Below are 21,067 nucleotides of genomic sequence, written 5' to 3'. Positions count from 1 at the left end.
CCGCAAGGCCTCTTCCAAAGCAAAAAAGACCGAAGATCGGCCTCCGGGTCTTTCGCGTATAAATTACAGCTTTCTGAACATTTTAATCCATATACTCCGAGAATGAAGGGAAGTGCCAATATTATGGGCTTAAATCAGCAAAATCAGATTCATCTATTAAAAGATATTCTCTCAGACCATCAGGCAGACTGCACCGGAACCGTCGCTGAGTGCGAACAGATGGAGCGGATTATCAAGTCTTTAATGGCAAATACGAATCTTGACGCCGGCCTGAAAGGCGTTCTCGAAGACATTTATTTGTACAGCCAGAGGGGAAAATCGTCCGCTTCAATCAACAGCCACATTCAGGAACACCAGGATCATCTCACACAATGGGTGGAAGATATCGGCTCATTTTCATGAAGCTCCGGCGAGACGCTTCATTAATGCGTGAAGCTGTTCCAGCCCTTGGTGAAAGCCTTCCTGATTGCCTTTCGCTTCTTGCCAGAGTGTTGTCATTGCTTTTTCCGCCAATACGTACCAGGCCATTCTCAGCCTGAGATTGTCCGTTAACGAAGAGCCGTAGCGTTCGAGCCAGCTTCCCCATTCCCGCTCTTCAACGTAATGATAAAGAAGCGGCCCCAGATCGATCGCGGGGTCTGCAATCATCGCTCCATCCCAATCGATTAAATAAAGCTGGTTCTGATCTGTAAGAAGCCAATTGTTATGATTCACATCGCAGTGACAGACGACCTTTTCTCCGGACTGTACATCATCGAGATGGTGCTCCAGATACAAAAGGGCTTGGTCAAGCTGCGGTATCGGATATTGCCGGGCCTGGATAAACTGCTTCAATTGAGTGATTACAGAGCTTGGCTGAAAAGGCTGCTTGCCGAGTCTCTTCAGCATGTCTAAAAGCTCTTTGGAGCTGTGAATTTTCCGAAGCATCTCAGCCACCGCCTGGCTGTTCATATCCTTCGGCTTCAGTTCTCTTCCCTTGAGCCAGTGCTGTGCTGTAATCACATCCCCGTTTTCCATTCGTTTTGTCCAAACGAGCTTAGGAACAATTCCTTCCGCGGACAGGACAGCCAAAAAAGGAGAGCTGTTGCGCTTTAAAAAAAGCTGCTGTCCATTATGTTCTGCATAATATGCGTCTCCTGTAGCTCCTCCTGCGGGGGAAATCTCCCATTCGCTACCTAGTAATTGTCCCAACCAGTTCATATCGATTTTCAACCCATCATTTCATTAAAAGATTTTAAAAAGCATCTGCTCCCTAGAGCGGGCAGCAAACCGCTTGTATTGTCGTCTCTTTATATTAAATAAAAAGACGGCTATTGAGAGTCATTTGTGCTAAACAATAGCCGTCTTTTAAATTTTAGCGCTAGACGCCAAACTTCGTCAAGCAAAACTAAAAAATCCCTTTTGGTTCGTATAGAACATAGGTTCCGATGCCGTTCAGCCGAAGCCTTTTTTCCGCTTGAACCTTCCCATTGAAGAACGTAAAAGGATCGCAGTGCAGCAAGTACTGTTTCTGGGCGGGCAGCTCAAGCGTTTCCTTTTTTGCAGACGGACAATGCACCACTATGATTTCGTTCCAGGGATCAAATGCTGCAATGTTCTTCAGCTTGTAGGCCGTCACTTCTCCTGTACCGCTCATAAAAGAAAGATGTTCCTTGACTTCCTCCTCTTTTTGCAGACGAAAAGCGGGATGGCTTCTCCGCAGCCTGATCAGCTGGCGCACATATTCGACGTCCTCGCAAAGCTCCGCCCGCTTTTCCCAATCGAGCCTGTTGATGCCATCTCCCGACCTGTAGCTGTTGCTGTCCCCATTCTTTGTTCGGCAAAATTCCTGCCCGGCATGAAGAAATGGAACGCCTTGCGAAAGCAGGACGATCGACAGCGCGAGCCTTTGTCTGAGCCGTTTTGTGCAGGCATCTTCTTCCGAACAGAAGGCCATCTTATCCCAAAACGTATGATTGTCATGGCACTCCGCATAATTGATTGACTGTGGCGGCAGCAAGAATCCCGGTGAGCCGGCAATTCCATGTTGAAGCTCAGCTTTTTTTCCAGTGTCCCCTAAAGCATATCCGCGGTCACCGAGCTCAAATGTACTCCCTTTGACTGCGTTTCTGAACCGATCATTAAAAAAACCGACCGCCGGAACTTTCCCGGCATTTTGCAATGTTGCTTTTTGCCCGCTTTCAAGCGGGGTATTTAAATCCCAGCCTTCTCCGAACAGGAGCGCGTCCGGCTTCACATTCTCGGCAAGCTTACTAATTTGGCGGACGGTTTCAATATCAAGAATGCCCATTAAATCAAAACGAATTCCGTCGACATCATATTCTTCAAGCCAATAGCGGACAGAATCGAGAATATATTTTCGCACCATCAGCCGCTCAGATGCAATGTCATTTCCGACGCCTGTTCCGTCGGCTGGAAAACCGTATTCATTATGTCTGAAAAAATACCCGGGAACCGTTTTTTCAAAAGGGGATGTTTCCCTCTTGTACACATGATTATATACGGCATCCATGATCACGGAGAAGCCGTGTTTGTGCAGCGTCTGAATCATCTTTTTCAGCTCGGTGATTCTGCTTTTGGGGTTCTGCGGATCGAGCGAATAGCTTCCTTCAGGCGCATTAAAATGAAGGGGGTTATAGCCCCAATTATAGGATTGGTCCGGAGACAGCTCGTCAACTCCGGCAAAATCGTGAAAGGGCAGAACCTCGATATGGGTAACGCCGAGCTCTTTCAAATAGGCAATTCCCGTTGAGAAGCCGCCGGACGTTTCAGTTCCGTCCTCTGTAAAAGCAAGATATTTGCCTTTATGGCGCATACCGCTGTCTTCATGAATCGAAAAATCGCGGATGTGAACCTCATATATAATCGCATCACAGGGACTGTGAAGGCTTGGCGCACGGTATTTTTTCACTTTGACTTCCTCAGGATCTATTACAACGCCCTTTTCCCCGTTTACCGTAACAGCTTTCGCATAAGGATCGACTGTAAATAACGGCGTCCCGTTTACATAAAGCTTATATAAATAGGACCAGCCGTTCAGATCGCCTTCGACCGTTACCTCAAAAACCCCCTTTTCTCTGCGCATCATTTGAAAAGTATTTGTTTGAAGCGAATCAGGGCTCTCCAGCTTGATCGCTGCCGTACTCGCGGTCGGCGCCCATACCTTAAATAAAGTACACTCTTTTGAATAAAAAGCACCGAGACGGCCGTCATAAAAAAAAGCCTTGTCAAACGCCGCACTTCGCGTAACAGAACCAATTTGCAGGTCTGTCCAGACGCTTTCTTCACAGCATACTTTATGAACTCTTCCGAATGGAACGGGGCGGCTGCTTTCGAGAACATACTTGAATTTCTCCTCAAGCTCCTCCGTCGCTTTTACCGAAAGCTCTATCTTCCCTCCTTGATCATCTTCAAGCAGAAAAGGGGGGCTGCAGCTTGACGCGCGGCTCTTCGGAACTAAAACAGTGATCGTTCTCATTTCATCGAGATAAGCTTCAAACGGGCGGCTGATACCCGGCATCTCAGTCTCTCCTTCATTCGAAAGATTTATGCTCTTAACCGAAGAGATTCGGTCCCTGTTTTGATGAAAACGGGCGCCCAGCCGATCACCTCTCCATCCGCTTGAAAGAGCACCCGCTCATTCGTATGAAAATAAATTTCTTTCGTCTTAAACGCCGTAACACCGTTTTTACCGATGTGTTTGCCGAATATCATTGCAAACAAGAGGCCGGCTTTTTTCAATAAGGAGCGGTCTTCAATAATGATCACGTCTAAAAACTCATCCCGCGGATTCGCGTTCGGTGCAATCTTCATGTCTCCGCCATAGTAGGGGTGATTTGAAACCGACGCAAACCAGATTTTTTTAAACGTACGCTTGTCATCCCCATTCTCATACGAAAGAACAAACGGTTTAAACGTAAACGCCGTAACAAAGAAAATCAGTGGCTGAATCAAATGATTCAGCCTGAGAGCAGCCGTCCATTTCGGCAAAGCAGTCATCTTTTTGACGGCGCAGGCATCAAATCCTAGGCTGAGATGATTGGCAAAATAAAGTTCGTTTTCACTGTCTTTCGTATGAAAGCTTCCGAGGGCATAGGTCCGGGTCAGCGATTGCCCTTTTCGCTTCATTTCTTTAATGACATTCGATTTTTTCACGGCAAAGCCGCGTTTAAAATCATTATTTAAGCCCGACGGGATGACGCTCAGCTGAATATCCCGCAAGCTGACTAAGCCGTTGAGCACTTCATGGACGGTTCCGTCCCCGCCGATCACCAGCAGACGCTTCAGCCTGTCATCCTGCATCGTTGATATTTGCCTTGCCAACACTTCAGCATGCCCGGGATGCTGGGTCATAAATGAGCGGTACGATATATTTGCCTTTTGAAGGTCTTTCTGCAATGATTTCCATACTCTGAAGGCCGTCGCATTTCCCGCCTTTGGATTTATGATGATATACCAATCGCTCATGATTCCATTCTCCATTTTATAGTATGAAAAAGCCGGGATAACGTTCTGGCGGTCAGCTCAGCCATTCCTGTCTCCGCATCGAGTCGGAGACGCCGTGCGACAACAGAATTTTCGCCGTTTTCAGCTGCTGGCTTTTAATCGGGGCGAAGTTCTTTTGCTGCTTCTCCAGCCACTCTTTCCAGTGTCTTTTGTCGCAAATGCCGATTCCGTAAGGAGGTTCCGGATAATCGATATACGATGTCCGGCTGACAACAACTTTGCGCACAGGCAGTTCAATTCCCGATCCCTTTAACAAGCCGGAAAGAACCGTGCCTGTCCTGAGAAGCTCAACAGCCGGATTTAACAGTGACCGTTCCCTTCCCCTTACCGTTTTTTCTTTCCAAAAACGATCTTTGGAACCGATAAATGCGCTGTCCTTCTCGCCTTCGAGAAATGATATACAGTAGATCTCAAGAGGTGTGAGAATCAAGACGCTGAGCTCTACCGCAGCCTGATTTACCTGCAGCACCGGCCGATACATGATGAAATATGAATCCGGCAGCTGCTGTGCCAAAATGTGCAGGATTTTATCGCTTTTTATTTCCCGGGAAAGCCTGGATATGTCAGAGATTGTCGAGCTTGCCCATTTCAGCTGAAACTCGTACACGTATTCTTTGAAAAACGACACGAGTTCCTCCCGTGCCGCAGGAATTCTTGCAATCAAGCTTTCATCCGTTTCTCCGTCCAGTCCGTTAAACCATTCATCGGCTTCTTTTCCTTTATTAATATCGGATGCTTCTTTTTTTCTCTTTAATGTAAATGTCTTCTTTCTTTTTCCGACCGTTTCATCATCGGCGGCTTCTTTATCGTAATGAAGGCTGTCTTTCTTTTTCTCAGCCATCTCTTTAATTGACTGCCAGCGCTGCTTTTTCAAGCGGATAAACTGGTTGATATAATGATAAGGATCCTGTTCATACCTTGAAATGCAATCCTGTATTTTAATAATCTGTGCCATCTGCGTTCATCTCCGAATCTTGCTTTTCTGCAGCCGGCCGTTCACCGAAATGGAAAACGGCTTGATGCTCATATTTGGGAAGCCTGTCTAAATGAGTTTGAAAGATGGTGAAATGCCCGGCCATAAAAGACACCGCGTCTTCAAGAGGCTCCAGGCGGCCGTTAAAAGAAGCCGATCCATTCCACTTTCTAGCAACCGTCATATGTGGATGAAAAGGCCGTTTTTCAATTTCAAATCCCGCCGCATCTGCAGCATGCTTCACCCGTTCCCTCACGTGAAAGAGAGCGTCTGAGTATTCCGGTTCCGCATGAAGAATTCTCGGCTCCGACGGCTTGCCGAAGGTTCCGAAACGTTTCAAGGCAATCTGAAACGGAGCCGTCTCAGCGGAGATCAGCTTGAGGCTGTCAGCAAGCATAGCCAGCTGCTCTTCTTCAGCGGAGCCGAGGAACACGAGGGTGATGTGATAGTCCAAAGGATGCACCCATCTATGAAAAGAAAATTCCGGACGGCTGCTGACTGTTCGATAAAGCGGCTCACTAAGCTCCGCCGGAATTGGAATTCCAATAAAGTAATGCGGTTTGACTGACATATGTATGGCTTCCTCCTCATTCGTCTTCTCTATATTTTAACAAAAAATATAAGGACTTATAACCTCTCTATTTTCCACTTTCCGAGGCCTTATGATAGGATAATGACAGAATCATGTTTTTTGGAAAGGGTGCACAGCCGTGAAAGCCGTTCACAATATTGCAGAATTAATCGGGGAAACGCCCCTTGTCAAGTTGAACCGCGTTCAGCCCGAAAACGCAGCCCAAGTTTATATCAAGCTTGAATCTTTTAATCCGAGCGGAAGCGTGAAAGACCGCGCGGCCTACCAAATGATTGTGGATGCCGAAGAAAAAGGCCTGCTGAAACCGGGTTCAACCATCATCGAACCGACGAGCGGAAACACCGGCATCGGCCTTGCGATGAACGCTGCGGCAAGAGGCTACAAAGCCATTCTTGTTATGCCTGATACGATGACAAAAGAGCGGATCAACCTTCTGAAAGCGTACGGAGCTGAGGTCGTCCTGACGCCGGGGGATGAAAGGATGCCGGGCAGCATCAAAAAAGCGCAGGAGCTTGCTCGGGAAATTCCGGGCAGCTTTATTCCGATGCAGTTTGATAATGAAGCCAATCCGGAGGCTCACCGGAGATCAACCGCTCTGGAAATTGCCCGGGCAATAGAAGAAATCGGCAAACCACTTGCCGCATTTGTTGCAACAGCAGGAACAGGGGGAACGATTACCGGAACAGGCGAAAAGCTGAAAGCGTTATTTCCGGGGATAACCGTTCATGTGGCAGAACCTGCAGGGTCGCCTGTTTTATCCGGGGGCAAACCGGGAAAGCACAAGCTTGTCGGGACAAGTCCGGGATTTATTCCAAACATTTTAAACGAAAACGTCTATGACGAAATCTTAAAGATCAAGGACGAAGAAGCCTATGAGATGACGCGCAGATTGGCGCGGGAAGAAGGAATCCTTGTCGGCCCTTCTTCTGGGGCCGCTTGCTTCGCCGCTGTTGAAACAGCTAAGAAGCTCCCTCCCGACAAAGTGGTCGTCTGTATGACAGCCGATACAGGAGAACGCTATTTATCAAGCGATTTATTTCAATTTGATTAAGAGAGAAAAGCCTGGTTTCTGTTGTGAAATCAGGCTCAGATTGTTGAAAAAATCCCAAAGCTAAGAGACGTTTTGGGATTTTTTCATCTTTTTAGCGTGAACCGCAACCCTTGCAGTCTAGGAAGGCCGAGCATTGGAGCTGGTTTTCACAGGATTGTGATGACGGCAGTGTTCAGGCAGGACGACGCCTGCTCCGTTAGCCGCCGTTTCTCTTTTGTTCGTGAGCACCGACTTAGCAGGCCTGACAACGAATGCGAGGGTCTGACGACACGGAAAGAAGCGGATAAAACGCCCGTAACCGAAAAAGAACAAAAAATAAAATGAATAAAACCGTTTCCTCACATGCAGCAATTCCTTTTCCTGCTTCAAAAAGCCCCTCTCCTGAAAACAGCAATGTTTAACAGCAAAAAAGCCGCTCTAGAGAGCGGCCGTCTTCGTTATGCTACACATACATTCCTGTCCTGGCATCGTTGTGATCCGTTATATATTCAATCCGCTTGAAACCGCAGTCCTTTGCATTTTGATATAGAAGCTCCAGTTTTTTTTGATCTTTGCAGTATATCGTGACAAAACTCGAATCGGCTGTAAGCACAATCAGCTCGCAGCTGCTTTTCATATATGATTCATATGTGCTGACATCTTCAGGATGGCCATCCTTCGGAAAAGCCTTCAGATCGGCGAAGATGAGATAGTACCTTGCGTCTTCCAGCCTTTTTTTAAATGCTTCTCCTGTCATCACCTGCGGATCTTGAGGAAAAAGATTTTCATCTGACAATTCACCGTTTTCCACGAGATAGCATTCGCCATCGGCAAGCAGCCAATTGAAATCGGCCGGTTCAACCGGCTTCAGCATATCGAGAAGAAAGCGCCCGTACCCGTTCGGGATTTCAAATAAAACGCCTCGCTTATGACTCATGTCATCACTCTCTTTGCTACTTCGCCAATTCATAAATGGCCTGTGCATATATCGATACAGCCTTCAGCAGATCATCAATTTCCATATACTCGTCTTTCTGATGGGCAACGTCGGGACGGCCTGGAAACAGCGGTCCAAATGCCACGCCGGCTTCCAGTGACCGTGCATATGTCGCCCCTCCGATCGAAATTAATTGTGCCGTTTCCCCTGTCTGCTCCTCATAGACCCGCTGCAGCGTTTGGATCAGCTTATGGTCTTTTGCTACATGATGGGGCTTGCTGTCTTTAAAGCTCACCAGCCGGGCGCCCTTTATTTGCGAAAGCCCGGATTTCACCCGATCGCTCTCTTCAGTCACAGGATAGCGGATGTTAATATGGGCTTCTCCGCCTTTTTCCTGTTCATACTGCAGCCGGCCGACATTCAACGTCAACTCTCCACTGATGTCATCGCGGCAGCCGATGCCGATTTTTTTCCCTCTCGTATCTCCGGCAAAAGCCCCGCTAACCGTTTGAACAAACTGGAGCCCGGCTCTGTCAAGGGATTGGGTATGTAAAAACTCGGACAAAATGAGGCCGGCATTGACACCGTTATTAGGCTCCATGGCGTGAGCTGATTTGCCGTACACGGTTAATGTCAGTCTGCCGTCTTCTTGAAAAATACGCCCTTCTGCACGCTTTTCTTTTACAAACCGGACAAATGACTCTTCAAAACCTGATGGGGCAGACCCCTCTAGGACGGCTTCGGCGTCATCAGGCACCATGTTCAGACGCCGGCCGGACCGGAAAGTCTCCAATGTTAAGTCCGCACCTGTTTCCGCTTGATCAGTTTCAATTTTTAAAGCCGCGTCAATCAGGCCTTTTTCCGCATAGATAATCGGAAAATCAGCATCAGGCGCAAAACCGGCCGAAGGCATCTCTTCGTGTTTAAAATAATGCTCCACACAGCGCCAGTCGCTTTCTTCATCAGTGCCGATAATCATTCTGATTCGCTTTGATAATGGGAGGCCGGAGTCTTTGACAATTTTTAATGCATGATACGCGGCCATTGTCGGCCCTTTATCATCAAGCGCTCCTCTTGCATAGATGCGGCCGTCTCTAATTTCTGCAGCAAACGGATCACTCGTCCAGCCATCTCCGGGCGGAACGACATCAATATGGCAAAGCACGCCGATGATCTCCTCGCCTTTCCCCCATTCGATATGGCCTGCATACCCGTCAAGATTTTTGACCGTAAATCCGCTTTCTTCCCCTTTATTCAAAAGCGCTGTCAGGCATTCTTGAATTCCTTTTCCAAACGGCCGACCCGGACCCGCCGTCTCTTCATCAAGGACGCTGTTGATTTTTAAAAAACCTTGAATATCCTCTACGATCTCATTCCGTCTTTTTGACACTTCCTGTTCCCAGTTCATAATTTCGCCCCTTCTTTTTTCAGTTTAGCCAAAAACCCTTGCAAAAACACCCGATAACGAATAATATAGATATTGTTTTGCTATAATGTTCGTTATTGGAGGAAATGATGTTTAACATAAAAGAAAACCAAACCACAGTCAAAAAAGAAATCCTCGCCGGTATTACAACCTTCTTTACAATGGTTTATATCGTCGTGGTCAACCCTAGTATCCTATCCGGTACAGGCGTCCCGTTTGATCAAGTGTTCACTGCCACAATCATTGCTGCCGTCGTCGGAACGCTTTGGATGGCGCTTTCCGCCAACTTTCCGATCGCGATTGCACCCGGGATGGGGTTGAATGCGTATTTTGCAGTGTCAGTCGTCGGCTCGTCCAACGGCGAAATTTCTTACCAGACAGCGTTCAGCGCTGTTTTCGCGGCCGGTATCCTCTTTATTATCTTATCGCTAACACCTCTTAGAAAACAACTGATCGAAGCCATTCCGGCTAACCTAAAATACGGGATTACCGCCGGAATCGGCTTGTTTATCGCTTTTGTCGGTCTGAGAGGAGCCGGAATCATTACCGCCAATGAATCCAATTTGGTCGGACTCGGCAATCTGCACTCGGCCGGAGTGATCCTGGCACTAATCGGCTTGGCTTTCTCCGTCGTTTTGATGGTCATGAATGTGAACGGCGCTCTATTTTTCGGTATGATCTTAACCGGCCTGATCGCCTTTTTTACCGGCCAGCTTGAGTTTACCAAAGGGATTCTGTCAATGCCTCATCTGCCGGAAAAACTGATCGTCACAAACCCTTTCGCCGCTTTTGGAGATGTCGTCCACTACGGCCTTTATTCGGTTGTCTTCTCGTTCCTGCTCGTCACGATTTTTGATACGACAGGAACGATGATCGGTGTCGCCGAACAAGCCGGACTCATGAAAAACAACAAACTGCCGAATGCAAGAAAAGCCCTTCTTGCCGATTCGACAGCGACGACGATCGGCGCAATGTTCGGGACAAGCCCGACGACCGCTTATATCGAATCATCCGCAGGGGTGGCCGCAGGCGGAAGAACAGGGCTTACGTCTTTAACAGTCGCTGTGCTTTTCGGAGCGGCGCTGTTTTTCAGCCCGCTTGTGAGCGCGGTCTCCGGGATCTCGGCGATTACGTCGCCGGCATTGATCATTGTAGGAAGCATGATGATCGGCGCTGTCACCAACATTCGCTGGAAAGAGCTTGACGAAGCATTCCCGGCCTTTCTCGTCATTTTGACAATGCCGCTGACATCATCTATTGCGACAGGCATTTCCCTCGGGTTTATTTCTTATCCGATTGTCAAAGCCGCGAAAGGCAAATGGCGCGAAATTCATCCGCTTGTCTTCGTGTTTGCCGTTCTCTTTTTCATACACCTCTTCTTTTTGGAAGGGCATTAAACGACTGAACCCCGTCTTTTTTAAAAAGACGGGGTTTTCAGCATCAGGCTGAGCGCGATGACGAGGCAGCACCAGATCAACCCCGGATAGAAAAACCAGTCAATGGAATTCCGCCTGGCTTCATAAAAAGCGTTGCTTTCTTTGTCTGCCCCCAGCAAAAAAACGCGTTCCATCACCTTGTCAAAATGGACGGACAACAGACTTCGATAAGCGAAGGCAAAAACCAGGAGAGCGCCCGCTTTCATCCAGATCGGTCCAACCATGATCAGCGCCGTAAAAATGCCGATCATTTGCATAACCTGTCTTTTATAGTCCGGATGGCGCAGCATCACTTTAAAAAAGATTTCCTTAAGGCCATTTTGCACTGTACGGGCTTTAAAGATGTTCCGAGATTTTTTAAAGAACAGCCGCGGCCCTTTTGCCCCTCGTTTCCCCTGCTTCGGCACGCTTCCATCCAGGTTCAGCGACAGGAAAAATTTTGCGAGTCTCAGCTTTCTTCTGTTATCAAATTCAACCTCTTCATAAAATAGATACATGTTGCCGAGAGTGCCGCCGGCGGTCTTCAGCGCGGCCACAGACAGCACCATGCCGCTCAAGATTACAACCGGCCAGGAAAACAACAAAACAACTGCACAAGCCGACAGCCACACGAAAAAGATCAGTCCGGCGTTCAGCACCCGGTGTTTCAGCTTGTACTGCCATCCGATGTTCCGCCTCTTCAAGACGGTGATCAAGGAATTGAGACAGAAATAAAAAAAGAATACGGCGAGACAAGCGGGCAGTTCAATCCCAAATTGTCTGACGAACAGAGGAGTAAACACGGCCGCCGCCAACAGCCATTTGCAAAACTGGATAAACAGACAATATAAATAGCCGCACCTTTTCATGTCCAGCACGAGTGTCTTTTTTTGCAACAAATAAAGCTGATCAGCTTCCATTAAAAATGTCCTCACAGACCCAAACAGCGTAAAAACGGCCGGAGCAAGCACAATCAATCCGGCCTGCCATCCGTTATCAAACGACCCTCCATTCAGCCATTTGATATATTGATAAACGCCGATTCCAGCCGCAGGCAGTACAATATACAGCGCAACCGTCCAATCGATGACCAGTTTGATGATCCGGAGCTGATAAAGACAGTCCGCTTTCAGCCTGCTGATAAACAGAGCCCGGCCGCTCATGCGGGAGCACCTTTTACAGCAAAGTAAAAGCAGTCAAGCAGCGAGCCACCCGAAAGGCCGGTTTTCTCCTGCAGCTCTTCGAGCGTACCTTCCAGCATCAGACGGCCATTTGAAATCAGCAAAAAACGGTCACAGATCTTCTCGGCGGTATCCAGCACATGCGTACAAAGCAAAATACCCGCTCCCCGCTTCTGCTCTTCTTTCAGCATATCCAAAAAGAGGCGGCTTGCGATCGGGTCGAGCCCGATAAACGGTTCATCGATAATATATAGATCAGGCTGCATGAGAAAAGCATGGATCAGCATCAGCTTTTGCTGCATCCCTTTCGAAAAGCTCCCCGGATAATCATGAAGCGCATGCTCCAGCGAGAATCGCTCGATGAGCCGATTCGCCCTCGGCAAAAACGAGGACTCGTCCTCCTGCAAAAACGTCCCTAAAGCCGTGATATGCTCCCATAAAGTCAATTCGTCGTAAAAACTGGGCTGTTCAGGTATGTATGCATAGTTTGACGTTTCAGCCCATTCAACCTGCCCGGCCATATGCCTTGTTAAACCGAGTATCGTTTTAATTGTCGTGCTTTTCCCCGCTCCATTCGGTCCGATTAATCCGACAAGCTCGCCTTCCCCCACAGTAAACGATATATTTTCGATCGCCGATTCCTTTTCTTCATAACCGGATTTTTCAATATGCACTTTTAATTTCATTATCTTTACCACCTCTCTTTTACTACGTATGAAGCTAGAAAAAGTTTAAAATTTTTTTGGCAAAAAAACGTGATCGTACTGCATGTTCTGCTCACGATTTTCATTTTTTCATTAATTTGGCTCCGGCTTTTTTCTGGATATTTGGCAAAGAGATCGTGTATAATATTTATTGATCATTTTCAAGAAATGGTCGCTAACCGTCCATGCTGCATTTTGGAGTCGTAAGTTGTGGTAGTCAAGTCCATTCGATCATACGATAGGGAGTGGTTGTTTGAAACCTTCAACAAACCGAATGCTAACCAGGATCAAATCAGTATACATGTTCATTCAAGAAAAAGGACTCGTTACAACCCAGGAACTGGTTGATGAATTTGGCACTACACCGAGAACAATCCAGCGTGATCTGAATGTGTTGGCATACAACGATCTAGTACACAGCCCCAGCAGAGGCAAATGGGAGACTACAAGAAAAAAAGTGAAAATCTCCTCATAGTAATATTCTGAAAAATTGAACTTTAGCGCTGAATATCATATAGGACAGCCATCAAACATAAAAAGCATCAAACCCGATGAAGTTTGATGCCCCATAAACCAGCTCTACAGGCACTCGACGAATCAGAGTGTCTTTTTGTTTTGCAATGCGGCAAGCTCGTGCTCAGAGAGCTCTCTGTATTCCCCCGGCAAAAGCTCTCCATCAAGATCGACATCCCCCATTTTCAGTCGCTTTAAATAGATGACGTCACGGCCGACCGCCTTCAGCATTCTTTTAACCTGATGAAATTTTCCTTCCGTTATTGTCAAAAGCAGACGTTCCACGCCGTTTTCGCTTGCCAAAAGCGACACTTCAGCCGGTTTTGTGACATATCCTTCACCGATATCGACCCCTTTTTCAAGCTGATCGAGAGCCGCCTGATCAATCGGCTTATCGACATGTACTTCATACGTTTTAGGCACGTGTTTTTTCGGCGATAAAAGCTGGTGTGCCAACTGGCCGTCATTCGTTAAAAGCAGCAGCCCCTCGGTATCCTTGTCAAGCCTTCCGACCGGAAACGGCTCAAACCTCAGCAGCTCCGGATCGAGCAAATCAACAACCGTTTCCTGGCGGCTGTCTTCTGTCGCTGACAGCACGCCTTGCGGCTTGTTCATCATCAAGTAAATAAATTCCTGATAAACGACGGGTTCGCCGTAAACCGTGATGTCGTCTGATTCCGGGTCTACATGCTCTTTTGCGTCTTTGATCAGTTGATCATTCACGCGTACCGCCCCGTTTTTCAGCATTTTTTTGACTTCTTTTCTCGAACCGTAGCCGCTGTTTGACAACAGTTTATCCAATCTCATGAAGACACTCCCTTTTTTTACATAAAAAGAAAAGCCCTTTTTAGGAGGCCTTTCTTTTGAAAAAGCGATTCAACCGCTGACCGAACATTTTTTCGAGCAGTTTCACACGGTAAGCCAAGTACAGATAAACCGATCCGCCGACCGCGGTTGTGATGAAAATGACGACAGCAGATTTGATCTGCCCGCCTTCATATGAAATAAACAGACTGAGTAGCGCCTGAACAAGCAGCAACATGATGCCCATGACCGCCGTCAGGATCAGCATCAGCAAAAACCGTTTAAACAGTTTGCGATACGAATAGCCGGCATGGCGTTTAATCATAATAAATCCGTACAGGAGTGACGCTGAATAGCCGAGCGCCGTTGCCAAAATCGATCCGCTTCCTTGAAACAGCTTGATGAGCGGAACGTTAAGCCCGATTTTGATTACAATCCCGATCATCAGGCTGACAACCGCAAATTTCTGCTTGTTCACCCCCTGCAAAATCGCAGCGTTGACGGTGAAGAGCGAGAATAACAGCGCCACGGGCGCGTACCAGAACAAAATATCTCGTCCCATTTCAGGGAGCAGGCTTTCCGAGCCGTAAAAGAACGTGTAAACCGGACCCGATAAAAGAGCCATACCGACTGATGCAGGAAGAACGATAAAAAGAATGATCTGCATCGCCTGATCAATCTGTTTATTTAAAGCAGGGAAATCTTTGTTGGTAAAGTTTTCAGTCACCGCCGGGATCAATGTCAGGCCGAATGCCGTCGCGAGAGATACCGGTATCATCACAAGCTTTGGCACGTACAGCGTCACGATCGCCATCAAATCCTGGCTGATGTTTTGATAGCCGGCTGCAATCATCGCTTTATTAAACGTATTCGTATCAATGTACTGGTAAAGCGGTATCGCCAATCCGACAAAGATGTATGGGGCGGCATAGCTGAACAGCTCCTTAAACATTTGCCGATACGTAATATTGGCGGAAGGAACCAGGTTCGGCTTCAGCGCCAAAAGCGCCCCTTTTCTTTTCTGCCAGGAAAAATAAAGCGTGAACAGCCCCGCGAATGCGCCGATCAAAGCCGCAAAAGTCGCATAGCCGACAGCTACGACAAGCCCTCCGTCTAATACTTTGATCACCAAATAAGTAGCCGTTAATAGAAAGACGATTCTGGCAATTTGTTCAACGACCTGTGAAACGGCTGTCGGCCCCATCATCTGGTGACCTTGGAAAAAGCCTCTGATCAGCGCCAGGATCGGCACAACAAGTAAAGCGAGACTGACCATGCGAATGACATACACGACATGTTCAATCGTCAGCCCGTTGTTTTCTGTTCCGCCGAGGGCCATCTCCGCAAAAAACGGGGCAGACAAATATAGAATGGAGAAAGCAATGATGCCTGTGACGAGCATCATCGACATTCCGGCGCGCAGCATCCTTCTCGTTGTTTCATAATCGCCCATCGAGTTATATTTTGAAACAAATTTGGACACGGCCGCCGGAAATCCCATGGTCGCAATGCTTAAAAAAATCGTATATTGATTATAACCGTACTGGAACAGGGCACCGCCGGTGGCACCGACCATGGCTCCGAACGGAATCAAGTAAATCATTCCGAGGATCCTTGAAATATAGGTACCAAGCGTTAATACAAAGGTGCCTCTTAACAGTTTGCTTGACATGTTCCCAATCACCATTTTTCTTCAATAGATTCAACTTTTCTATTTTAACATACAGGCGCATTACTCAGGTAATAATAACATGGCTAAATTTTAACATCCCCATGTTTTAACGTTTTTTCATCCAGCCGATCTTTCGTTATAATAAGAAGATGGAGCGCGGATATTATCTGATGAAATCCCTCCCGCCTGCACAGAATGCAGGCTCTACAAGACAGGAAAGTTGAGGATATTGGTATGAAGTATTTTGATGTCATCGTCATCGGCGGAGGCCCCTCCGGGCTGATGGCCGCCATCGCGGCCGGTGAACAGGGGGCGGACGTACTTTTGATTGACAAAGGAAACAAACTCGGCCGCAAGCTGGCCATTTCGGGAGGCGGACGGTGCAATGTGACGAACCGCTTGCCGGTTGATGAGATCATCCGGCATATTCCCGGAAACGGACGCTTTTTGTACAGCGCTTTTTCTGAATTTAACAACGAGGACATCATCAAATTTTTTGAGCGCCTTGGCGTCAAGCTGAAAGAGGAAGATCACGGAAGAATGTTTCCTGTCTCCGACAAGGCGCAGAGCGTAGTGGATGCACTTTTAACAAGGCTTGAACAGCTTCATGTAAGCGTGCGGACAAACGAAAAAGTGAAAACAGTCCTATACAATGAAGAAAAAGCGTGCGGGATCGTGACAGGCAGCGGCGAAGAAATTGGAGCGGGCTCTGTCGTTATCGCTGTCGGCGGGAAAAGCGTCCCGCATACAGGATCGACCGGAGACGGCTATGAATGGGCGGAAAAAGCCGGACATACGATTACGGAACTGTTCCCGACAGAAGTTCCGGTTACGTCTGACGAGCCTTTTATCAAGCAGAAAACATTGCAAGGCCTATCATTGAGAAACGTCGCTCTCAGCGTATTGAACAAAAAAGGAAAACCGGTCATCACCCACCAAATGGATATGATTTTTACCCATTTTGGACTTTCTGGGCCCGCTGTCCTCAGGTGCAGCCAATTTGTCGTTAAAGAGTTGAAAAAGCAGGAAAAAGTCAGGCTGAAAATCGACTTGTTCCCTGACATTCATGAAGAACAGCTTTTTCAAAACATGCATAAAGAATTAAAGGACGCTCCGAAAAAATCACTCAAAAACATGCTGAAGCCTTGGATGCAGGAAAGGTATCTGCTGTTTCTTCTCGAGCGCAACAAGATTGATCCTTCTGAAACGTTTTCATCCCTTTCCAAAGACCGTTTCAGAGCTTTCGTCAAAGACTGTAAAGAGTTTACCGTCAACGTGAACGGCACTCTTTCGCTTGACAAAGCCTTTGTGACCGGCGGAGGGGTTTCCGTAAAAGAAATCGATCCAAAAAAAATGGCGTCCAAAAAAAAGGAGGGGCTTTATTTCTGCGGGGAAATCCTCGATATTCACGGCTATACGGGCGGGTACAATATCACATCCGCGCTTGTCACAGGCAGACTTGCAGGCATGAATGCAGGCGAATTTTCACTTTGCCGAAGAAAAAAATAAAATTGCTCCAAACCCTTGACAAATGTGGAATGGCAGAGTTTCAGCGCAGTGCTGAGACTTGTGCCTTTTTTGAAAAGTATGTTACGGTTAAAGAGTTTTGTTTCACCTGATTGTGGGGTAATAGGGGAAGCTAGGTCAAACTTCCTGAGAGAGAATGAATTTTATATGTGCAACTCATACTAAACATAATGATGGGAGTAAGGACGAAAAATGATTAGAGGGTGAGGATGATTTTGAAAAATATTTCAAGCGTTTTTTGGATTGTGATTGTTATCACAGCAGCAGCTGTATTATGGGGAATCGTTGCTCCTGATAACCTTCAGGCGTTAACGACTTCGATTCAAGGTTATGTTACGAACACACTCGGATGGTATTATTTATTGGTGGTTTCTCTGTTTGTCGCATTCAGCATCTTTTTGATCTTCAGTCCGATCGGAAAGATCAAATTAGGGAAACCTGAAGAAAAACCTGAATTCTCTCGATTATCTTGGTTTGCCATGCTTTTTAGCGCAGGTATGGGCATTGGTCTCGTATTTTATGGCGCGGCTGAACCGATCAGCCATTTTGCCATTAGCTCTCCATCAGGTGAAACAGAAACAGCCCAGGCCTTCAGAGATTCTCTGAGGTATACATTTTTCCACTGGGGATTGCATGCATGGGCGATCTATGCGATCGTTGCTCTTTGCATCGCGTACTTTAAATTCAGAAAAGACGCGCCTGGCTTGATCAGCGCGACGCTGTTTCCGGTCTTCGGCGACAAAGTCAACGGACCGCTTGGAAAAGGGATTGACTGCATCGCTGTCTTTGCAACCGTCGTCGGTGTAGCAACAAGCCTCGGAATCGGCGCCACGCAGATCAACGGCGGACTCCATTATCTATTCGGAGTGCCGAACAGCTTTCAAGTGCAGCTGGCAATTATTGCAGTCGTTACCGTGCTGTTCTTAATTTCCGCATGGAGCGGTATCGGAAAAGGCATCAAGTACTTGAGCAATACGAACATGGTGCTGGCCGGCATCCTGATGATCTTTATGCTGTTCGTGGGACCGACAGTGTTGATTATGAACTCGTTTACGGACACGATCGGAACGTATATCTCCAACGTGGTGCAAATGAGCTTCCGCCTTGCGCCTAATGATCCGGACAGCCGTGAATGGATCAATTCATGGACGATTTTCTACTGGGCTTGGTGGATCTCCTGGTCGCCGTTTGTCGGTATTTTCATCGCCCGCGTATCAAGGGGGCGCACAATCAGGGAATTTTTGATTGCCGTATTGTTTGCCCCTACTGTGCTGGCGTTTCTATGGTTTTCAATTTTCGGGGTTTCAGCGATGGATCTTCAGCAAAAAGGGACTTTTAACGTTGCAAAACTGTCTACAGACACGATGCTGTTTGGCATGTTTGACCACTATCCGCTGGCGATGATTACATCTATCATTGCCTTGGTGCTCATTGCCGTATTCTTTATCACTTCCGCAGACTCGGCAACATTTGTTCTCGGCATGCAAACGACTTACGGTTCACTGAATCCTGCGAATTCGGTCAAGGTATCATGGGGCATCATCCAGTCAGCAATGGCTGCGGCGCTTCTGTATTCAGGCGGACTATCGGCCCTGCAAAACACCGCCATCCTGGCCGCATTGCCGTTCTCAGTCGTCGTGATTTTCATGCTTGTATCGTTGTATAAATCTCTGTCACAAGAGCGGAAAGAAATTAAACAGGCTGAGAAATTCCAGAAGCCAAGAAGCCCGAGGGTGAAAAAAGCATAAACGAAAACAGCTCTTCCTTTGAAGAGCTGTTTTTTTATGTCCTGTATAAAATTAACGCAGAAAAACAGTAAAGCTGTTCGCCTTGAGGATCGCATGCGGCTGATACGTCATATTTTATATCGACCAGCTGGTCTTCCGACAGCTTTTTTAAGAATTCATTGATCTCATGCTGCAAATCTTTTTCGTGTTCTTCATCAAATACGGCTACCTTCAGCATACGCTCTCTCCTTTCTATAATGAAAGGTATTCGCACACAGCCGAAGTTATGCTTAAAATCCTGATCGAAAGAACCTTGAAGGTCGCCGGCAGGAGGCTCCGAGCGTTTCCTGACATGTGATAAATAAAAAACTTCTTATCTGTACAGATAAGAAGCCGGACCCGCTTATTTTGTTTTCGGCTTTGTGTTTCCGGTCCATTCGAGCATGCCGCCGACCATATTGGTGACATCAAAGCCTTTATCCTGCAAATAGAGGCAGACATTTTCGCTGCGCTTGCCTGATCGGCAGACAAAAATATAAGGCTGCTCCTTTTGGAAGACATCGAGTTTTTCAGGAATATCCCCCATTTTAATGTGAACGGCTTCAGGGATCATTCCTTCAGCCACTTCTTCATCTTCTCTGACGTCAATAATGTTCAGCGTTTCTCCTTTTGCAAGCCTGTCTTTCAGCTCATCAGCCGAAATCTCTTTTATCGTCATCGTTACTGCTCCCTTCAATTGCCTTTAGGTGAGACTATTATAGCAAAAGTCGGGAGGCAATTTCTATTTCAGCAGGTTTTCTCTATCGTCCACTGTCAGGAAACACTGATTTCCCCAATGTCTGGAACGATCCGTCCTGTGCTGCAGAATCGGCTGTGAAGCTTCCCCCTATCAGACAAACAAGCATGACGGTGAAAAAACAAATGGATTTTTTCATATGAGCCCCTCCTTCATTTTATATATTTGATTCTTGGCATGCTGCGATTTTTCCAGGTAAAGCGCGCTTTTTTCATAGTCGCCGGACTTCATGTAGTAATCGGCTATATCTTTTGTCAGTTCGGCAACATGAGGCCATAGCCGTTTATCGCTCATGTATTCAAGCGAAAGTTCAATATCGAGCGGATGGCCCGCGTCATACAGGGCGAAAATCAGCCTGAATTTCGCCGCGTATTCATCCTCTCCTTGTTCCGCCGCTCTGGTAAATCCCTCTTTGCAGAGACGTCTCGCTTCTTCGGGAGAACCGTTTTTGTACATGAGGTGGGACAGCTCAAAAAGGGTGTTAATGCCAAAGACCGATTGCTCATGGACACCGATTGAAAGAGCTTTTCTAAAGTGCTCCTCCGCCAAAAGCGGCATGCTGCATTTGGCGTAGTTCAGACCCATATTATGATAGATCAGCCCGATGATTCGCCGGTTTTGGAGGGAAACGGCCTGATCAAGCGCCCGGCCGTAGTGTTCCTCGGCTTGTTTGATGCGGAACAGTTCAAACTGAACCGACCCGAGAATCATTTCGCACCCGATCGTTTTGTCTATGTATTCTTTATGCTTGCTGAAAAGTGAGAGCGCTTTTTCGGAGTAGTTCAACGATCTGAAATGATCATCTATTTGGTAGTAGGCAGTTGCGATCTTATAGTAAAATTCCGCTTTTTCAATTTCATCGGTCAGTTTATGCAGCTTCATTTCCGCTTTTTTGTAACAGCTGATCGCCTCAAGATAGTTTTTCTCATAAAACTCATACATGCCTGAAAAAAAGAAAAAATAGTACTGAATGATGTCATCCGCGATCTTAACCGTTTCCTTCTGCCTTTTAATCTTCCGGAAGAGCTCGGCTGATTCTGCAAACTGCTCCATCATCAATTTGCAGCGGTAGTCCAAAAGCTGAAAATAGAGCTCCAAATCTCTGTTTTTCTCCATTTTAGAGAGCAGGTTTCGGATCTCGTATCTCAAAGATACAGCCTGGAGCGCTTCATGGCGCTTGATCATGGTGTACCACTGATTCAAGAGCCCGGCCGCTTTTTCGTATGCCGCTTTCGCTTTCGCTTCCACTTCTTCATTCATCCTT

The 21,067-nt window shown here is 47.0% G+C and carries 22 protein-coding genes; 6 read left to right on the top strand and 16 right to left on the bottom strand.

Annotated elements, in window-relative coordinates; all coding sequences use genetic code 11:
* The first annotated feature begins 123 nt into the window (after positions 1 to 123).
* A complete protein-coding gene (locus tag ACH97_RS14255) occupies positions 124 to 402 on the top strand; it encodes a YtzH-like family protein (protein WP_020452620.1) in 279 nt (92 codons plus the stop codon).
* Here the strand turns inward: ACH97_RS14255 and ACH97_RS14250 are convergent.
* From ACH97_RS14250 to thpR, 5 genes are all read right to left on the bottom strand, one after another.
* Positions 397 to 1,200: a phosphotransferase family protein gene (locus ACH97_RS14250; RefSeq protein ID WP_020452621.1), complete on the bottom strand. Its 804-nt coding sequence runs from the start codon at positions 1,198 to 1,200 to the stop codon at positions 397 to 399. The two genes, ACH97_RS14255 and ACH97_RS14250, sit on opposite strands and share 6 nt — an antisense overlap.
* 187 nt (positions 1,201 to 1,387) lie before the next feature.
* A complete protein-coding gene (gene pulA / locus ACH97_RS14245) occupies positions 1,388 to 3,520 on the bottom strand; it encodes a type I pullulanase (protein ID WP_048350558.1) in 2,133 nt (710 codons plus the stop codon).
* Positions 3,521 to 3,546: 26 nt separating this feature from the next.
* The gene (locus tag ACH97_RS14240) at positions 3,547 to 4,467 is read right to left on the bottom strand and encodes a YegS/Rv2252/BmrU family lipid kinase (protein WP_039072921.1); all 921 of its coding nucleotides are present in this window, start codon (positions 4,465 to 4,467) and stop codon (positions 3,547 to 3,549) included.
* 52 nt (positions 4,468 to 4,519) lie between these two features.
* A complete protein-coding gene (locus ACH97_RS14235) occupies positions 4,520 to 5,461 on the bottom strand; it encodes a hypothetical protein (protein WP_025810987.1) in 942 nt (313 codons plus the stop codon).
* A complete protein-coding gene (thpR, locus tag ACH97_RS14230; protein ID WP_025810986.1) occupies positions 5,445 to 6,050 on the bottom strand; it encodes an RNA 2',3'-cyclic phosphodiesterase in 606 nt (201 codons plus the stop codon). Before thpR ends, ACH97_RS14235 begins: the two co-directional genes overlap by 17 nt.
* Before the next feature lie 139 nt (positions 6,051 to 6,189).
* Here thpR and cysK point away from each other — a divergent pair, with 139 nt between their 5' ends.
* Positions 6,190 to 7,122 (top strand): cysteine synthase A, encoded by a 933-nt coding sequence (gene cysK / locus ACH97_RS14225; protein WP_020452626.1) that lies wholly within the window; start codon positions 6,190 to 6,192, stop codon positions 7,120 to 7,122.
* 117 nt (positions 7,123 to 7,239) lie between these two features.
* Here the strand turns inward: cysK and ACH97_RS14220 are convergent, their stop codons facing one another.
* The 3 genes from ACH97_RS14220 to pepV all read right to left on the bottom strand — a co-directional run bounded on the left by ACH97_RS14220 (position 7,240) and on the right by pepV (position 9,446).
* Positions 7,240 to 7,491 (bottom strand): hypothetical protein, encoded by a 252-nt coding sequence (locus ACH97_RS14220; RefSeq protein WP_025810985.1) that lies wholly within the window; start codon positions 7,489 to 7,491, stop codon positions 7,240 to 7,242.
* 73 nt (positions 7,492 to 7,564) lie between these two features.
* Complete coding sequence (locus ACH97_RS14215; RefSeq protein ID WP_025810984.1) at positions 7,565 to 8,038, bottom strand: DUF2691 family protein; 474 nt, start codon at positions 8,036 to 8,038, stop codon at positions 7,565 to 7,567.
* A 16-nt stretch (positions 8,039 to 8,054) separates the two neighbouring features.
* Positions 8,055 to 9,446: a dipeptidase PepV gene (gene pepV, locus ACH97_RS14210; RefSeq protein WP_020452629.1), complete on the bottom strand. Its 1,392-nt coding sequence runs from the start codon at positions 9,444 to 9,446 to the stop codon at positions 8,055 to 8,057.
* Between the two features lie 107 nt (positions 9,447 to 9,553).
* Here pepV and ACH97_RS14205 point away from each other — a divergent pair, with 107 nt between their 5' ends.
* Positions 9,554 to 10,861 carry an NCS2 family permease gene (locus ACH97_RS14205; protein WP_025810983.1) on the top strand — a complete coding sequence of 436 codons (1,308 nt, stop codon included), beginning with the start codon at positions 9,554 to 9,556 and terminating at the stop codon, positions 10,859 to 10,861.
* 20 nt (positions 10,862 to 10,881) lie between these two features.
* Here the strand turns inward: ACH97_RS14205 and ACH97_RS14200 are convergent, their stop codons facing one another.
* Both ACH97_RS14200 and ACH97_RS14195 read right to left on the bottom strand, forming a co-directional pair.
* Positions 10,882 to 12,042, bottom strand: a complete 1,161-nt coding sequence (locus ACH97_RS14200; RefSeq protein ID WP_025810982.1) for an ABC transporter permease — start codon at positions 12,040 to 12,042, stop codon at positions 10,882 to 10,884.
* Positions 12,039 to 12,746 (bottom strand): ABC transporter ATP-binding protein, encoded by a 708-nt coding sequence (locus ACH97_RS14195; RefSeq protein ID WP_020452632.1) that lies wholly within the window; start codon positions 12,744 to 12,746, stop codon positions 12,039 to 12,041. The genes ACH97_RS14200 and ACH97_RS14195 overlap by 4 nt, the downstream gene beginning before the upstream one ends.
* 271 nt (positions 12,747 to 13,017) lie before the next feature.
* Here ACH97_RS14195 and ACH97_RS14190 point away from each other — a divergent pair, with 271 nt between their 5' ends.
* A complete protein-coding gene (locus tag ACH97_RS14190; protein ID WP_003184500.1) occupies positions 13,018 to 13,239 on the top strand; it encodes a DeoR family transcriptional regulator in 222 nt (73 codons plus the stop codon).
* A gap of 122 nt (positions 13,240 to 13,361) precedes the next feature.
* Here the strand turns inward: ACH97_RS14190 and ACH97_RS14185 are convergent, their stop codons facing one another.
* Both ACH97_RS14185 and ACH97_RS14180 read right to left on the bottom strand, forming a co-directional pair.
* Entirely contained in the window at positions 13,362 to 14,084 is a 723-nt protein-coding gene (locus ACH97_RS14185) for a pseudouridine synthase (protein ID WP_025810981.1), read from the bottom strand.
* Between the two features lie 40 nt (positions 14,085 to 14,124).
* Positions 14,125 to 15,753: a putative polysaccharide biosynthesis protein gene (locus tag ACH97_RS14180; protein WP_020452634.1), complete on the bottom strand. Its 1,629-nt coding sequence runs from the start codon at positions 15,751 to 15,753 to the stop codon at positions 14,125 to 14,127.
* 234 nt (positions 15,754 to 15,987) lie between these two features.
* Between ACH97_RS14180 and ACH97_RS14175 the strand changes: the two genes are divergently transcribed.
* Together ACH97_RS14175 and opuD are read left to right on the top strand one after the other, a co-directional pair.
* A complete protein-coding gene (locus tag ACH97_RS14175; RefSeq protein WP_025810980.1) occupies positions 15,988 to 17,262 on the top strand; it encodes a BaiN/RdsA family NAD(P)/FAD-dependent oxidoreductase in 1,275 nt (424 codons plus the stop codon).
* A gap of 230 nt (positions 17,263 to 17,492) precedes the next feature.
* Complete coding sequence (gene opuD / locus ACH97_RS14170; protein ID WP_025810979.1) at positions 17,493 to 19,028, top strand: glycine betaine transporter OpuD; 1,536 nt, start codon at positions 17,493 to 17,495, stop codon at positions 19,026 to 19,028.
* A 34-nt stretch (positions 19,029 to 19,062) separates the two neighbouring features.
* Here the strand turns inward: opuD and ACH97_RS14165 are convergent, their stop codons facing one another.
* The 4 genes from ACH97_RS14165 to ACH97_RS14155 form a co-directional block, all read right to left on the bottom strand.
* Positions 19,063 to 19,245 carry a sporulation protein Cse60 gene (locus ACH97_RS14165; RefSeq protein ID WP_003184510.1) on the bottom strand — a complete coding sequence of 61 codons (183 nt, stop codon included), beginning with the start codon at positions 19,243 to 19,245 and terminating at the stop codon, positions 19,063 to 19,065.
* A 165-nt stretch (positions 19,246 to 19,410) separates the two neighbouring features.
* Complete coding sequence (locus ACH97_RS14160) at positions 19,411 to 19,725, bottom strand: rhodanese-like domain-containing protein (RefSeq protein WP_020452637.1); 315 nt, start codon at positions 19,723 to 19,725, stop codon at positions 19,411 to 19,413.
* Positions 19,726 to 19,807: 82 nt separating this feature from the next.
* The gene (locus tag ACH97_RS24270; RefSeq protein WP_023855526.1) at positions 19,808 to 19,942 is read right to left on the bottom strand and encodes a hypothetical protein; all 135 of its coding nucleotides are present in this window, start codon (positions 19,940 to 19,942) and stop codon (positions 19,808 to 19,810) included.
* Complete coding sequence (locus tag ACH97_RS14155) at positions 19,939 to 21,063, bottom strand: response regulator aspartate phosphatase (protein WP_020452638.1); 1,125 nt, start codon at positions 21,061 to 21,063, stop codon at positions 19,939 to 19,941. Before ACH97_RS14155 ends, ACH97_RS24270 begins: the two co-directional genes overlap by 4 nt.
* Positions 21,064 to 21,067: the final 4 nt, after the last annotated feature.

It is taken from the genome of Bacillus paralicheniformis (genome assembly GCF_001042485.2).
In the GTDB taxonomy this organism is placed as follows: domain Bacteria; phylum Bacillota; class Bacilli; order Bacillales; family Bacillaceae; genus Bacillus; species Bacillus paralicheniformis.
Note: the sequence above shows the minus strand (reverse complement) of the source record. Positions and strands in the feature narration are given on the sequence as shown.

Excerpts from the sequence above, each read along its gene's own strand:
- ACH97_RS14205 (WP_025810983.1), top strand. The coding sequence starts at position 9,554 with ATGTTTAACATAAAAGAAAACCAAACCACAGTCAAAAAAGAAATCCTC.
- ACH97_RS14155 (WP_020452638.1), bottom strand. The coding sequence starts at position 21,063 with ATGAATGAAGAAGTGGAAGCGAAAGCGAAAGCGGCATACGAAAAAGCG.
- pepV (WP_020452629.1), bottom strand. The coding sequence starts at position 9,446 with ATGAACTGGGAACAGGAAGTGTCAAAAAGACGGAATGAGATCGTAGAG.
- ACH97_RS14255 (WP_020452620.1), top strand. The coding sequence starts at position 124 with ATGGGCTTAAATCAGCAAAATCAGATTCATCTATTAAAAGATATTCTC.
- ACH97_RS14240 (WP_039072921.1), bottom strand. The coding sequence starts at position 4,467 with ATGAGCGATTGGTATATCATCATAAATCCAAAGGCGGGAAATGCGACG.
- ACH97_RS24270 (WP_023855526.1), bottom strand. The coding sequence starts at position 19,942 with ATGAAAAAATCCATTTGTTTTTTCACCGTCATGCTTGTTTGTCTGATA.
- thpR (WP_025810986.1), bottom strand. The coding sequence starts at position 6,050 with ATGTCAGTCAAACCGCATTACTTTATTGGAATTCCAATTCCGGCGGAG.
- ACH97_RS14185 (WP_025810981.1), bottom strand. The coding sequence starts at position 14,084 with ATGAGATTGGATAAACTGTTGTCAAACAGCGGCTACGGTTCGAGAAAA.
- ACH97_RS14250 (WP_020452621.1), bottom strand. The coding sequence starts at position 1,200 with ATGAACTGGTTGGGACAATTACTAGGTAGCGAATGGGAGATTTCCCCC.
- ACH97_RS14235 (WP_025810987.1), bottom strand. The coding sequence starts at position 5,461 with ATGGCACAGATTATTAAAATACAGGATTGCATTTCAAGGTATGAACAG.
- ACH97_RS14200 (WP_025810982.1), bottom strand. The coding sequence starts at position 12,042 with ATGAGCGGCCGGGCTCTGTTTATCAGCAGGCTGAAAGCGGACTGTCTT.
- ACH97_RS14215 (WP_025810984.1), bottom strand. The coding sequence starts at position 8,038 with ATGAGTCATAAGCGAGGCGTTTTATTTGAAATCCCGAACGGGTACGGG.
- ACH97_RS14160 (WP_020452637.1), bottom strand. The coding sequence starts at position 19,725 with ATGACGATAAAAGAGATTTCGGCTGATGAGCTGAAAGACAGGCTTGCA.
- ACH97_RS14180 (WP_020452634.1), bottom strand. The coding sequence starts at position 15,753 with ATGTCAAGCAAACTGTTAAGAGGCACCTTTGTATTAACGCTTGGTACC.
- ACH97_RS14195 (WP_020452632.1), bottom strand. The coding sequence starts at position 12,746 with ATGAAATTAAAAGTGCATATTGAAAAATCCGGTTATGAAGAAAAGGAA.
- pulA (WP_048350558.1), bottom strand. The coding sequence starts at position 3,520 with ATGCCGGGTATCAGCCGCCCGTTTGAAGCTTATCTCGATGAAATGAGA.
- ACH97_RS14175 (WP_025810980.1), top strand. The coding sequence starts at position 15,988 with ATGAAGTATTTTGATGTCATCGTCATCGGCGGAGGCCCCTCCGGGCTG.
- ACH97_RS14165 (WP_003184510.1), bottom strand. The coding sequence starts at position 19,245 with ATGCTGAAGGTAGCCGTATTTGATGAAGAACACGAAAAAGATTTGCAG.